The sequence below is a fragment of the Planococcus sp. 1R117A genome (genome assembly GCF_051417975.1).
GTDB classification, from domain to species: Bacteria; Bacillota; Bacilli; order Bacillales_A; family Planococcaceae; genus Planococcus; species Planococcus shenhongbingii.
Genome location: NZ_JBPRLO010000001.1, coordinates 301,357 through 316,213, shown reverse-complemented (window position 1 = coordinate 316,213; position 14,857 = coordinate 301,357). Strand labels below are relative to the sequence as shown.

The window sequence follows — 14,857 nt, the reverse complement described above, 5'->3', positions numbered from 1 at the left end:
GCAGACAACTATGATAAAATTAACAATTGATTTAGCTCTGCATTTTAAAATCATAAGCAAAACAACTTAGTAAATGTGAATAGTTTTAAAGGCATCACTGCTAGATAGTGAGTTTTTATGGAGGATGAAAAAGAATGAAAGAACAGATTTTAGGCGTCAATGTTAATATGCAAAGCGAAGAAGAGCTTATGCAATTCATTGACTCAGATATTAGAAACGGAAGAAAGTCCCGTATCGTCGCCATCAATCCGGAAAAAGTGATGATGGCTTCCAAAAACAGCGAATTGATGGAATTGCTGAATGAATCGACTTACCAGATTCCGGATGGCATCGGCATATCAGTAGCTTCAAGGCTGCGCGGGGGAGAAATCAAAGGCAGAGTAACAGGCATCGGCATGATGGATGCGTTGCTTAGATTGGCAAACAAAAACAGCTACCGGATTTTTATGTATGGTGCGAAAAAAGAAACGGTAGAACTGGCGGCTGCTTCAATACAGGACAAATACCCGAAATTGGTTATTGCAGGAATGCTGGATGGTTATGAGAAAGATATGGATAAAGTTGCGCGCACCATAAATGCTGCTAAACCCCATATCTTATTTGTAGCGTTAGGAAGTCCGAAACAAGAGCTGTTCATCCGCGAGAATATGGAACGCTTGGACGTTAATATTTTCCAAGGAGTCGGAGGCAGTTTTGACGTTTATAGTGGAACAGTAAAAAGAGCTCCTATTGTATTCCAGAAAACCGGAACCGAATGGCTTTTCCGTCTTGCTTCACAGCCATCTCGCATCAAACGCCAAATCGCTCTTCCTCAATTCCTTTTTAAAGCATTGCGTGCAAAGGATCAGGAAAGCCTGTGAAAATTCTTCATATGATCAGCGGAGGAGAGACGGGCGGCTCGAAAAAACATCTGCTGCAATTATTTCATGAATCACCGGTTGAGATGGAATTATTGTTATTGACGGAAGGGCCGTTTGCCGAAGAAGCCAGAAAGCAAGGCGTGACAGTGACGGTCATACCGCAGAAGAACCGATTTGACCAATCCACTTCCCGAAAAATATTAGCTTTCATTCAACAGAATGGCTTTACATTGGTCCATTCGCATGGAGCGAAATCGAATTTTTTGATTAATTCCATTCGCCGGAAAATGAAGATTCCGTGGTTTATTACGGTGCATAGCGATCCTTCCTTGGATTTTCTTCATCAGCCGAAAGCGGTAAATCAGTTTTTCACCTTTCTCAACAAACGGGCGCTCCGCAATGCCGATCACCTTTTTGCAGTATCTGAAAAGTTTAAAACGATGCTGGTGGAGATGGGCATGAAAGCATCGAAAATCACGCCTGTTTTCAACGGCATCGAATTCCATGAAACGATTCCGGCATATGATAAAAAACAGATCCGTGCGCAATTCGATACGGCAGAAACAGATTTCGTATTTGCCATTGTGGCACGCCTTCACCCTGTAAAAGGGCATGAAGTGTTGTTGAAAGCCTTCAGTAAGCTCGAAAATAATAAGTGGAAGCTATGGATAATAGGCGACGGGGCGTTAAGAAAGACCTTGGAAGCCCGTGCCAAAGAATTGGAGATTCAGGAAAAAGTGCAGTTTTTGGGCACTCGAAACGATGTGGATCAATTGCTTTATGCTGCGGATGTTTCTTTGTTGACGTCATACAGCGAAAGCTTCCCGTTGGTGCTATTGGAATCGGCTGATATGGGGACCCCTGTTATTGCGACTGATGTCGGAGGGGTAAGCGCTCTTGTCGATCACGGCAAAACAGGCTGGATTATTGTACCGGGTGATGAGGAATCGTTGCTGCAAGCGGCAAAAGCTGCTATTTCTTCAGATACTTCTACGATGGGCCGTCAATTGAGGGAGTTTGCCGTTAATAACTTTTCCAATGCAAATTTACAAAAAAAGCTGCTGTCTACATACCGAGATCTTCAGAAAAAAAACTAGGCAAAAAATCCTGTTTTTCGCAAGGTGAACTTTTCCTTAAAACAAGGCAGAACCTTGATATACAAGCGTTTTTACAAATCCTCGAGGATCTTCTCGAGGATTTTTTGCGTGGCTCATAATATAAATATGGTATTCAACCGAGTTTAACAATGATAAACTCAATAAAGTTCATAAAAATGTATAATAAATACAAAAAAACATACTAGAAGGAGCACAAAAGACCATATGAAGAAATTTAAGAGCCTCCGTGTCCTTGCCTTAACCATCACCATTTCGGCTTCCGCATTCGTGCTTACTCCAGAAGCTTCGACTGTATTCAGTGATTTTGACAGAATTTCCGGAAAAGACCGGTACCATACCGCAGTAGCAGTTTCACAAGAAGGGTGGGCGGACAATAGCACAGATCATGTCGTGCTGGCCGTTGGCACCAATTATCCCGATGCATTATCGGGAGCACCGCTTGCCCAAAAGTTGAATTCGCCGATTCTTTTAGTGAAAAAAGACGTCATTCCCTCCGTGGTCCTTGCAGAAATTAAACGGATTGGTGCTGAAAATGCCACCATCTTGGGCGGCAAAGGCGTAATCTCAGATTTAGTCGTGGCTCAATTAGAAGAAGCCGGCATCACTCCCACCCGGATTTCAGGAGCAAACCGCCACCAGACTTCAGCATTGATTGCCCAGGAAGTTGGCGGTGCCAAAGCCGTCGTTGTTTCAAGTTCAGGTTTTGCGGATAGTCTGGCGATTGCTTCCTATGCCGCTGAAAAAGGCATGCCGATCCTGTTGACGTCACCTGCCAAAATGTCACCTGAAGTGGAACAAATGATTGAAAAATATTCGGACGTCATCGTAGTAGGAGGAACAGGCGCTGTTTCTCCTGCAATCTTCGAGCAAATAGAAAAAACGGCATCTGTCCGACGCATTGCAGGACAAGACCGCTTTTCAACAGCCGCTGCCGTGGTTTCTGAGTTATACCCTTCAACAATAGCGGCTTCTTTAATGGCGTCAGGCGAACACTTTGCGGATGCATTAACGGGCTCAGCACTCGGCGCAAAACAGAAAAAACCGATTTTCCTTACACGAAAAGATTCGTTGCCTGCTGTGACTAAAAATGCCATAACGGCTAAAAATGTAGGGGCATTAACGGTAATTGGAGGAGAAGGGGCGATTTCCAATGGGGCTTTAAATCCTGCGCCTACACAGGTGGCAACTCCTGTAACTACTCCCGTAACAGCTTCTGTATCCACTGCTGTTATCCGCACAGGCATTGTAGAAGAGTCACAGAAATACATGGGAGTGCCTTATCTATACGGTGGGACAACGACCAGAGGATTCGACTGTTCGGGGTACCTGCAGTATGTTTTTGCGAAACAAAACATCACGATTCCCCGGACCACGGCGCTAATGGCCAAGTCAGGCAAAGAGGTAAGTTATGCAAACGCTGAACCGGGTGACATTGTTATCCTCGATTTGAAGAATGCAGTGCCTACCACTCCGTCCCATGCCGGCATTTATCTGGGAGATGGAAAAATAGTCCATGCCGGATTCAGCACGGGAGTGACCATCATGTCATTAAATGCAAAATGGGCGAACTGGGACAAGAAAATTGTGACTGTCAGATCTTATATAAATTAATTAACAATCTTATATAAATTGAACTAATGAATTAGATGTTGATGAAATCGCTCCAGGCGGACGCTTTCCGCGGGAGGACCGTGAGCCTCCTCAGTCGCTGCGCTCCCTGCGGGGTCTCACCTGGCCCTCTATTCCCGCAGGAGTCGCCGCCTTCCGCTCTTTCATCTTAAATGGAGAGGAATGAGATGAATGAAACGTCTCGGTGTTAATAGAGGTTTCTCCACATCAGCAAATTCTCATAATAGCATTTGTACCCATTTCAAGATATGGAGCAAAACAGCGGAGACTCCCGCGGGGCAGCGTAGCGACGGAGTGCCGAAATCCACTCGGGAGCGAAGCCCGAGTTAGTTCGGCGCAAGCCCGCAGGAAAGCGCAGCTGGTTTGCGGAATATCGACAGACAAAAATTATTAGTTCAACTTATCTAACCATCATCGTCCCACTATTACAGAAACATTAGGAGGAATTTTTTTGAAATCCATCATAAAAGGTTTTGCCCTTATCTTATTTTTCAGTTTGCTGGCTGTGACGATTCCAACTGAGTCAGCGTCAGCAGCGGATTTTACCGTGAAAGTGAAATTAAACAATAAATTAGGACCTTCTGCAACGTACCATTTTGTTCCAAAAGGGGCGTCCGTATTAAAAGAAGCACCAACTGTGGTGTTAGCGAAAGATAGAAAATACACGGTAACTGTCAGTGCAGGAAAGCTGGTTGTCAAAGACGGCACTAAAATCTTGGCGTCCGGATTATCCACAGTAACCATTGAACCTAAAATCTACGCTAAAGAAAATCATCTGTATCTTTACAAAGGAGCATTAACAGAAGCGCATCCTTATATGGGAACGATTCTTTTCAGATTATCAGGCACCGCTTTGATGCAGCCAGTCAATATGCTGCAATTTGAAGATTACTTGAAAGGCGTTGTGCCATCGGAATCACCGGCAAGCTGGGGTTCACCTGCTGCCGGCGGTATGGAAGCCTTGAAAGCGCAGGCGATTGCTGCACGCTCTTACGTATTCTCGAAAATGAGCCAGAGCACACTGGAAATTGACGACACGACAACCTACCAAGTATACCAAGGGTTCATTTGGGATCCGCTGTCGCCAAAATATCTACGCGATTACCAGTACAGCAACCAAGCTGTAACAGAAACGCAAGGACAGATTTTGACTTACGTCAAAGCGGATGGCAAAAAAGGTTTTGTGACGGCTTTCTTTTCTTCAAGCAACGGCGGTCAGACGGAATTAGCTGAGCAATACTGGTCCAGCCCGCTTCCTTATATAACAAAATCGCAGAAAGATCCATACGATACCAGCAATGTGTTGTGGAAACTGACTTGGCTAAAACAGCAGCTTCCCGCAAGTTTAAATGTACAGAAACCGGAAAGCTGGTGGGACATTACTACTGAATACAATCTCAACAGTTCAATGGTTGCGAACAGCCAAAGCCGCGAGGCATTTAAAAATTACAAAGCTTATGTCTTATCAAAAGCAAAAGTTGCCAATCCGGCAATTGAATCGATCAAGATCGCTTCAATTGACTCCATTCAAACAAGTGATTACGAAAATACCGGCAAAGTAAAAGAGACGAAGGTTGATGTGACTTACTATGCCAGAACCAAGACAAACAATGCTCTAGCATACGATATGGAAGCTGGTGCGGCATCCAAAACCCTTTCCGGAATAGACCGCTACGAGACGGCTGCTAAAATTGCTGCTGAATATGTTGGTGCAGCTAAAGCCAAAACAATTGTCTTAGGTGGAGGCAGTATACTGGCAGATGCTCTTGCTGGAACGGTGCTTGCACATAAGCACCGAGCTCCGATCATGCTGGTCCGGAATAACTCCCTCCCGGCAAGCGTGGAACAATTTATAAACGAAAAAACTGAAGCTGGGGCAACTATCTATATATTGGGCGGCGAATCTGCCATTTCTCCAGAAATACAAGATAAACTAACGCAAAAAGGCTTTAAAACTATCCGGCTTTCCGGCAAGGATAGAACTGCAACCTCATTAGCAATTGCCAAAGAAATTGGCTCTTCTTCAAAAGTCATGATTGCAAACGGCGAGGAAGGTTCTTCGGATGCCTTATCGGCTTCTGCATATGCGGCTAATAAGCAAATTCCGATCATTATCCAACGCGGAACAAAGCTTGCTGAACAAACCAAAACGTTCTTAAAAGACAACGCCAGCAGCTCCGCTATTATTATCGGAGGCAAGGGAGTCGTTCCGGAAACTGTTGAAACCGAATTAATGGATATGAACATAAAAGCAGAACGCATTAGCGGTTCGAACCGTGTGGAAACCAGTATTGCAATCAATCGAGAGTTGCCTTTGACTGGGAATAGTATTGTCATCGGCAACGCTTATCGATTTGTTGATGCACTGGCAGGATCTGTACTGGCAGCGAAAACGGGATCGCCGATTGTCCTGCTTGATCCCGATCCGGCAAAACTGCCTGCTGCTTTCTTCGAGTCGATGCCCACAAAGAGTGAAGCTTTCTTTCTTGGAGGAAGCGGCGTCATTTCGGAAGACTTGAAAGCAGCGGTCAATCAATACGTTGGCAAAGCGATTAATAAACATCAAATGACCCTTACTTTCAATGGTTCAAAATCACTTAACGGCAACCCGTCGATGACGACATTCCGGACTACGCTTGGCGGCGTTAATTTAAAGAGCCTTCAATACGGAATCATCGATCAGGAAGACCGGTTCATTATGGACGGAAGCGGATTTGGGCATGGCATTGGCTTGAGCCAATGGGGTTCTTATAAACGGGCTAAAGACGGACAGAAAGCAGACGATATACTAAAATTCTATTATCAAGGGGTAACTATTGAATTAACCTCAAGCTTTGTGAAATAATGTTTCTTGGGCTGATGTTGCGCATTGCTGCAACATCAGTTTTTTGTCAATAAAAAAGCGATGAAAACAAGAAATAGAAAGAGGAAAAATATATGAAGAAGCTTCTGGACTCGCATTATCTCACTACTATATTTGTTGTGGGATCCATATTATTGGTTGCTAAAATTGCTGTTTTCCGGTCTTTGGTTTTTGGGGAAGTGTCGTTTCTTAGAATATTAATTATAGATTTTCCAATGTGGATGCTCATACCGGCATTGCTATTTTGGGTGCTGAAAAAAGTAAGTCCGTTGATCCTTTTAATTTACAATTTAATTGTTTCCGCTTTGATGGTTTCGATTATCTGGTACGAACGTTATTTTCAGACGGTGCCGTCTTATTACGATTTAAATCAGGCTAACCAGGCCGGATCGGTAATGGAAACGGTCAAGCTTCTGTATTCACCGTGGGATTTATTCTTTTTCTCGGATTTGCTCATATACATAGTGCTTGCTATCGTATTTTGGAAAAAGCAGTTTAAAACAGTTTCGCGTTTGAAAATCGGAGCAGTTTCTGCAGTGCTGGCAATAATGTCCATTGGGACTACAGCAGTTGCCATTCAGAAACCGATTATCGATATTACGTTGTTCGCAAAAGAACAGGGGTTTATCCAAACCCAGATTGTCCAGGCATTGTCTCAAAGTTCAGCTGTCGGACATGCAGAAAATAAGATCATGACCGATTCGGAACTTGCCGCCTTAAAAGGCAATGAATTCGTGCCTTATACTGAACAGGAGCGTTTCGGCATTGCAAAAGACCGTCACTTGTTTTTTATACAAGTCGAATCTTTGCAGGCTTTAGCAATCAACCAATCCATCGGTGGGCAGGAAATCACACCGAACATCAACGCTCTTTTAAGAGACAGTATGTATTTCAATCAAGTGTTCCAGCAGATTGGTGCTGGAAATACTTCCGACGCTGAGTGGATGTTCCACACTTCCCTGTATCCAAAAGGACTCGAACCTACAGTCAATTATGTGGAGGATGTAGAAGTTCCGTCGTTGGTGCGGTTATTGAACGGCCGGGACTATTTAACAACGACATACCATGCGGATGCGATTGACTATTGGAACCGGGATAAACTTTATCCGGCATTAGGATTCCAAAAAGCATATACAAAAGAAGAAATTCCTCATGAAGATCTGGTTGGAATTGGCCCTTCCGACAAAGTGCTGTTTGAATTTGCAGCAAAAGAAATTAAAAAACAGGCCGAAGAAGGCAAGAAGATTTACGCCAATATCATGACGTTAACCAGCCATACGCCATTCGAAATTCCAGAAGATAAGCAAATGCTCCAGTTGCCTGCCGAGTTCGAAGGCAGTTATGCAGGGAATTATCTGCAGTCTGTCCGTTATACGGATGAGCAAATCGGCGGCTTTATCAAGTTTTTAAAAGAAGAAAACTTGTATGAAGAGTCGTTGATTGTCATAACAGGCGACCATTCAGGGCTTCACGGAACGCCGATGAAAATAAGCGATACGAAATTGATGAGTGGTTTGATGGGCCATACCTATACCATCAAAGACCGATTTTTGCTGCCGTTCATCGTAGCAGGGCCAGGCCTATTCAACAATGAAGTCCATTCAACTCTAGGCGGCCAAGTGGATATTATGCCTACATTGACGAACTTGCTAGGAATAGTGCCGGAAGGTCCGATTGTTGGCCATAATTTACTGGAATACGATAACAATTTGCTGACCATGCGTTATTATTTGTCTGGAGGGTCTTTTGTAACGGAAAACGAGATTTACTTAGGACAAAACGCTCGATATCCCGAACGTTATTATGATTTCGATATGATGACAAAAATGATTCCGGTACCGGATACGGTGAAACAGGATCAAGAAACTATTATGGAAATTCTTGCACATTCTGATGCAATTTCCAGAAGTTATTTAAACGATATGCCAAGTGAATAAAACAACCTTTACAAAATTGTAAATTCTTGTTTAATTTAATGTAAATGAAATGATTAAAAATATAAAATCATCATTTAGTCTTGCAATGAGATTTATGCCTTACTAATTAAAAAAAAGAGTGAACCTCCAAAAAGTAGTCTATTTAGACTACTTTTTTTGTTTGCTTTAATATTTTACAATACATAATCTGTATAAAGAATCATTTTTGTTAAAACTTGTAACTTCCTCTTGTTTCTACTATTTTTTACATGTAGGATTAAAAACAGAAAGAGGGGATTTTAACTTGAAAACAAAAATTTTATTCGTGTTAATACTGCTGCTTGCTATTAGCTTTAGTCCGAAAGACACATCAGCCGCCGGTAAACCGACTATTATTCTAGATCCTGGCCATGGCGGAATGTACGGCGGTACGGCCGGCTATTCAGGGAACAGAACCGGTTATTATGAAAAACACGCCAACCTGGAAATTTCTAAGCGAATAAAGTCGGAACTGGAAAAACTAGGTTTCGCAGTTAAAATGACTCGCACCGCAGATACCCATTTCAATTCCTATTCGTCAAGCAGCGATTTGATATCGCGCATGAGAGTAGCCAATAACATGGCTGTCGGCAACAACGACAATAGCGTATTTGTATCGGTTCACCATAATGCGACAACTTCACCTACTTACGGTGGATATGAAACTTATTACTTCAATAAAGCTTATACGGATTACAATTATCCGCCTGATAAAATGCAGGCCCATTATTCGCCTGAAAGCCAGCGTTTGGCTAATGTGACTCATAACTCCGTTATTTCTTCAGGAGTAAGAGAAGGACGGGGGATTGTCCCAAACAGTTTATACGTAACGCGGAATGCGCAAATGCCAGCAGTCCTTTTGGAAGTGGGGTATATGTCTAATCCGACAGAAGAAAGAATGATTAAGACTGCAGAATTCCAGCAAAAGGTTGCTGTTTCTTTTGCAAAAGGTGTTAATAGCTTCTTTAATGTATACGTGGTAAATGATGCGAACGGCAAAGCCTTGCGCCATTATACTTCTAAAACGGATGCTTTAAACTATGCAAAAACAGTATCAGGAAGCTATGTAACATACAAAAAAACTGGAGCTGTGCAAACTACAGCATCGGCACCAGCGCCAACACCGGCTCCAGCTCCGATACCAGTTGTAAAACCGCTTGTTTATGGCGTTTACCATTCAGCAGTAAAAATCAATAATAATATGTTTGCAACACAGCAAGAAGCTGAAAAGTATGCAGCGCAATGGAAGAACACACGGGTTGTCCATACGACAACAGGAAATGTTGTGTGGTCCAACTACATGCCTTTGAAATACACCGTCCAGGATGGCAGCAAAAATGACGTCAAGAAATTCTATCAAAAAGACCAAGCCATCGCGTATGCGCAAAAACTTGCCAAAGCTTCAGTAATTGACAATACAACCCAAGATATACTATGGTCGAACTTCCAACGGAAAAACTTCGTGGTCCGTTCGAAAGACAAAGGAGTTATGGCTGATTTTTACAATAGAGAAGAAGCGAGAAGCTATGCTGCGCTTTGGCCGAACTCTGAACTCTTTGATATTTGGGCACAAAAAGTGATTTATACGAATCCGAAAACCACTGCTTATACGTATAGCCCGAAAAATATTATAGGCAAGGATCGGATTGCTACAGCTATCGAAGTTTCCAAGCAATTGTACCCTACAGGTTTTGCCAGCACTAAAGCTAAAAAAACAGTGGTACTTGCAACTTCCCATGGATACGCCGATGCACTGTCTGCAGGCCCTCTTGCAGCACATTACGGCAATGCGCCAATTCTTCTGAACAAGCAGGCTACTTTATCGGCTAATGTGGAAGCGGAGATTAAACGCCTTAAAGCGAACCACATTATTATGGTCGGCGGTACTGGTTCTTTATCCGCAGGGATAGAAAGCAAACTGAAAGGAATGGGTGTTACAGTAGAACGCCTTTCAGGAGCTGACAGATACGCAACAAATGCGAAAATCAACAGCAAATTGCCAAATACTTCTGGAGTTTTTGTAGCCAGCGGAAATGGCTTCCCGGATGCTTTGACAGCAGCAAGTGCAGCGGTTGTGAAAAACTGGCCAATCGTATTGGTCAATGAGAGATTGGCGACACCGGACAGACTGAACAATGCATTCGGCGACGACATTGTCATTATCGGCGGGACTTCTAGTGTGCCGACGAAAATTGAAACAAATCTGGAAAAACTGATCGGCAGTGATAAAGTATTACGCCTATCCGGTCCGACTCGCTATGAAACATCTACAGCTGTATTGAATTATTACAGCGATGAATTCATTTCAAACAGCCTGATTGTATCAAGCGGAGCAAATTATCCGGATGCACTCGTTTCGTCAACATTGACAAAACGCTACAATGCACCATTATTCCTGGTGCCTGAAGGTAATATGCCAACTTCCTTAACGAACACATTGAAAACGAACAGTACGGAAAAACTGATCAACCGCATCTATTATGTCGGCGGTACTATACCAGATTCAGTGAAATCAACGATCAACGCAATGCAAAAATAATGAGGTGGGTATAATATGAAAAAACTTAGTGGACTGGTAATTGCAGCTTTATTGCTCAGCGGCTGTGGCACGGCAGTGAAAGAATCAAGCGGAGGAACAACCAACAGCGGTTCTGGAAACCATGTATCGGCATCTGAAGTAGGAGCCGTTGACCCAGAAGGCCTGCAAGTTTATATGCCTGAACAAGGATTAGTGAAAAACTTCGAAGTGGATACTTTCGAAGTGGTGCGTGAAGTAAAACAAGTGGAAGAAAACAAAGCATTGGAAATCATTACATTCGGCGATGTGAAAACCGTTCAAATTTCCGAATGGACGGAAAGCACGATGGACATGCTTCTGGAAACTTCCGAACTGACAGGCGTCAAAGATCTTTCGCTTGAAGGACTGGTTCCGATGGAGTCACCGGTCAGCATGATCAATGAGGCGAACCAAGCAGAAGGCGAATGGCAGATTACCGGAACTTCAGAAACACTGGAAACGCCAGCTGGCACTTTTGAAGATGTCCTGGTTATCACGCAAACGCTGAAATCCGACACTTCTGATCAAGTGACGACTATTTCGAATTACTATGCGCCGTCTCTGGGCTTGATCCAAGAACAGACAACTGTGACAAACGGGGATAATGTTCATGAATCGAAGATGGAACTGGTAAGTTACGAGTAATTCTATACTAATAAAACCAAGCATGGCACTAATGGGAATCCATTAGCGCCATGCTTTTTTGTTTTGTGGGTTAGCTTTTTCAATTAAGTGAGTTGAAATTTAAAACTTTATATGCCGATATTCCGCAAAACAACTCCGCTTTCCTGCGGGCGAGCGCCAAGCCTCCTCAGTCGCTTCGCGCCTTGCGGGGTCTCGGCTGTCTCGTCGCTACGCTGCCCCGCGGGAGTCTCCGCTGTTTTGCTTCATATCTAGGTGAGTAAAAATCAGAAAGATGAATGAACGATTATCGCCTTTGCAAAGAAATATCCAGCGCAGGTGCGTCCAGGGCTAGGCGAAGCAAGAAGACAGGTGGTCTTCCTGGCTTCTTGCGGGAGCCATGCCCAGAGCAGCCGAAGCGGTAAACAAAAGATCCATCCTTCGGTTAAACTTTATAGAAATGAAGGTATCTATAAAAATATAAAAATTGACAAAAAATTTAAATTATTTACACTATCTTAATAATAGATATTGTATTATGAATAGTAGGAAGAATCGCCTTATTTGATCACCTCATACGAAAACTTAAGGTGACGCCTAAAAAAATAGTGGGATGGTGTAGGGATGCCGAAAAAAATTTTTACTTCAGTAATGGCAGCAGCATTGGTTTTGTCATTGGCGGGAGTACAAGAAACGTCTGTCGAAGCAGCCGAAGGTGATTTTAATCTGACAATTATGCACACGAACGATACACATGCCAATTTGGACAACGTAGCCAAACGGGTCACATTGGTCAATCAAGTCCGGGCAACGAATCCGAATAACTTGTTATTGGATGCAGGAGACGTTTTTTCAGGAACCCTTTATTTCAATAAATACGAAGGGCAAGCAGATCTTCCTTTCATGAATTTGATGAAATATGATGCCATGACTTTCGGAAACCACGAATTTGACCTAGGCTCCAGTGCAAATGGACATTTAAGGCTTTCGCAATTTGTAGCCGGTGCCGATTTTCCTTTTGTAGCGGCGAATGTTGATTTTTCCGGGGATGCCAATTTAGCGCCTCTTGAAAAAGATGGATATACAGCAGCTGCTAAGAACGGGGAAATATATGAAGGAATCATCAAAGAGATAGATGGAGAAAAAGTCGGGATTTTCGGTTTGACCACTGAAGAAACGGCTACCATTTCAAGCGCGAACGAAGTTGCTTTTACAGATTACATCGCAGCAGCCAAAGAAGCAGTCGCAGGTTTCAAAAGCCAGGATGTGGATAAGGTCATCGCTTTGACGCATATCGGTTATGACGACAATGCCGCTATCGATAACGACAAAGCATTAGCGGCGGCAGTGCCTGAAATCGATGTGATTGTCGGCGGGCATACCCATACGGAACTCCAAAAGCCGGTAAAAGCTGGCAGCACGGTAATCGTTCAAGCTAAACAATATAATGAGTTCCTGGGTGAACTCGATGTCACGTTCAACGAAGCGGGAGTAGTCACAGCTTTTGACGGCCAATTGCATAAAGTGGCAGACGCAGCTGAAAACGAAGCCGCAAAAAATCTGCTGGCGCCTTATAAAGCGGAAATCGAAGAAATGAAAAACGAAGAAATCGGGGTAGTAACTGACAGTCCATTAAATGGAGCCCGAGCAGATGTGCGCACAGGCGAAACAGATCTTGGTAATTTGATTACAGATGGCATGCTGGCAGCAGCCCGAAAAATCGACCCTGATACAAGCATTGCGTTAACGAATGGCGGCGGAATCCGTGAATCCATTAATGCTGGCCCCATTACTTTAGGTGAGGTTTTGACAGTAATGCCGTTTGGGAATTCCCTTGCAATCATGGAACTGACCGGAAAAGAGCTTAGACAAGCGTTGGAAATCAGTGTTAAAGACTATCCATTGCAAAGCGGCGGGTTCCTTCACTTTTCTGGACTGACCTTCAACTATGATGGAAAAGCACCAGTTGGCCAGCGGGTATCAACAGTCTTCACAGAAACAGCTGAAGGCAAAGTCGAGCTGGATGAAGCGAAAACTTACAAAGTCGCTACAAACACATTCACTGCAAAAGGCGGTGATGGCTACACTGTATTTAAAGAAGTATATGAAGATGGCCGGGTAAGTGAGCCTGGTATTATCGACTACGAAATGTTTATCGATTATGTAAGGTCTCTTGATTCAATAGATGCACGTGACGAAGACCGCATCAACCAAGTCCGCTTTTCAGGCAAAGACCGTTATGAAACAGCTATCGCCGTCTCTCAAGAAGGATGGGATACTGCAGAAACAGTTGTCATCGCCCAGGGCGGTCATTTCGCGGATGCATTGACAGCAACACCTTTGGCTTATAAAGAAGAGGCACCGATTTTATTGACGCGCGCCGCTAAATTGGATGAGCGCGTCAAAGCGGAAATTGCCCGTTTAGGTGCAAAGAAAGCCATTATTCTAGGGGGCACAGGAGCGATTTCACCAGCAGTTGAAACTGAGCTGAAAGCTGCCGGTGTGGAAAGTGTTCGGCTCGGCGGAAAAGACCGCTACGAAACAGCAGCGAAAGTGGCTGAAGAAATAGGGAATGCAGGGCAGACGGCCGTAGTCGTCAACGGAACAAACTTCCCGGATGCCTTGTCTGCAAGTTCTTTTGCAGCGGTAGATGAACACCCGATCTTGCTGACGCGTCCAGACAGAATACCAGCTGCAACAGCAGCAGCTCTTGAAGGCGTAGTAGAAACTATAATCGTTGGCGGTACTGGATCCGTCTCAGAGAAAGTTCAAGGCGAATTGCCAGGAGCCAGCCGAATCAGCGGAATTGACCGCTACGCGACATCAGTAGCAGTTGCAGAGGAATATTTCCCGGAAGCTGAAGTAGGGTTCGCAGCAAACGGCGCAGGCTTTGCCGATGCATTAGCAGGCAGCAATTTGGCAGCTAATCATGAAGCGCCGATGTTATTGGTTAAACAAAATTCTGCTAGCAAAGCAGTAGATGACTTAGCAGCAAATTACGAAACCATTTACACGACAGGCGGAACAGGTGCCGTATCACCTGCAGTGATCAAGGAATTGCATAAGAGATAAAAAGCACGAAAAACCGGCAGCCGAAAATTTCTCGGCTGCCGGTTTTGTTGCCTTTTATTACTAAACCGATATTCCGCCAATGTCTTTGCGACGGAACAGCAAAGCGATGCAACGCTCTTTCATGTCTCGAAGCTAGCGGAGCGATGCAGAGACAGAGACAGGGTAATTTTCTCTCGCTGTTT

At 43.9% G+C, this 14,857-nt stretch carries 8 protein-coding genes; all 8 read left to right on the top strand.

What is annotated here, in order from left to right; translation table 11 throughout:
• The first annotated feature begins 134 nt into the window (after positions 1 to 134).
• The 8 genes from ACSFXN_RS01315 (at position 135) to ACSFXN_RS01280 (ending at position 14,675) form a co-directional block, all read left to right on the top strand.
• A complete protein-coding gene (locus ACSFXN_RS01315; protein WP_437148408.1) occupies positions 135 to 860 on the top strand; it encodes a WecB/TagA/CpsF family glycosyltransferase in 726 nt (241 codons plus the stop codon).
• Complete coding sequence (locus ACSFXN_RS01310; RefSeq protein ID WP_437148407.1) at positions 857 to 1,957, top strand: glycosyltransferase; 1,101 nt, start codon at positions 857 to 859, stop codon at positions 1,955 to 1,957. Before ACSFXN_RS01315 ends, ACSFXN_RS01310 begins: the two co-directional genes overlap by 4 nt.
• Before the next feature lie 225 nt (positions 1,958 to 2,182).
• Positions 2,183 to 3,589 carry a cell wall-binding repeat-containing protein gene (locus ACSFXN_RS01305; RefSeq protein WP_437148406.1) on the top strand — a complete coding sequence of 469 codons (1,407 nt, stop codon included), beginning with the start codon at positions 2,183 to 2,185 and terminating at the stop codon, positions 3,587 to 3,589.
• Between the two features lie 469 nt (positions 3,590 to 4,058).
• Positions 4,059 to 6,452, top strand: coding sequence for a SpoIID/LytB domain-containing protein (locus ACSFXN_RS01300; protein ID WP_437148405.1), 2,394 nt, complete (start codon positions 4,059 to 4,061; stop codon positions 6,450 to 6,452).
• A gap of 92 nt (positions 6,453 to 6,544) precedes the next feature.
• Positions 6,545 to 8,407 (top strand): LTA synthase family protein, encoded by a 1,863-nt coding sequence (locus ACSFXN_RS01295; protein ID WP_437148403.1) that lies wholly within the window; start codon positions 6,545 to 6,547, stop codon positions 8,405 to 8,407.
• Positions 8,408 to 8,690: 283 nt separating this feature from the next.
• The gene (locus tag ACSFXN_RS01290) at positions 8,691 to 10,964 is read left to right on the top strand and encodes a cell wall-binding repeat-containing protein (RefSeq protein ID WP_437148402.1); all 2,274 of its coding nucleotides are present in this window, start codon (positions 8,691 to 8,693) and stop codon (positions 10,962 to 10,964) included.
• Positions 10,965 to 10,979: 15 nt separating this feature from the next.
• Positions 10,980 to 11,627 carry a hypothetical protein gene (locus ACSFXN_RS01285; RefSeq protein ID WP_437148401.1) on the top strand — a complete coding sequence of 216 codons (648 nt, stop codon included), beginning with the start codon at positions 10,980 to 10,982 and terminating at the stop codon, positions 11,625 to 11,627.
• A gap of 600 nt (positions 11,628 to 12,227) precedes the next feature.
• Complete coding sequence (locus tag ACSFXN_RS01280) at positions 12,228 to 14,675, top strand: cell wall-binding repeat-containing protein (RefSeq protein WP_437148400.1); 2,448 nt, start codon at positions 12,228 to 12,230, stop codon at positions 14,673 to 14,675.
• Positions 14,676 to 14,857 lie beyond the last annotated feature (182 nt).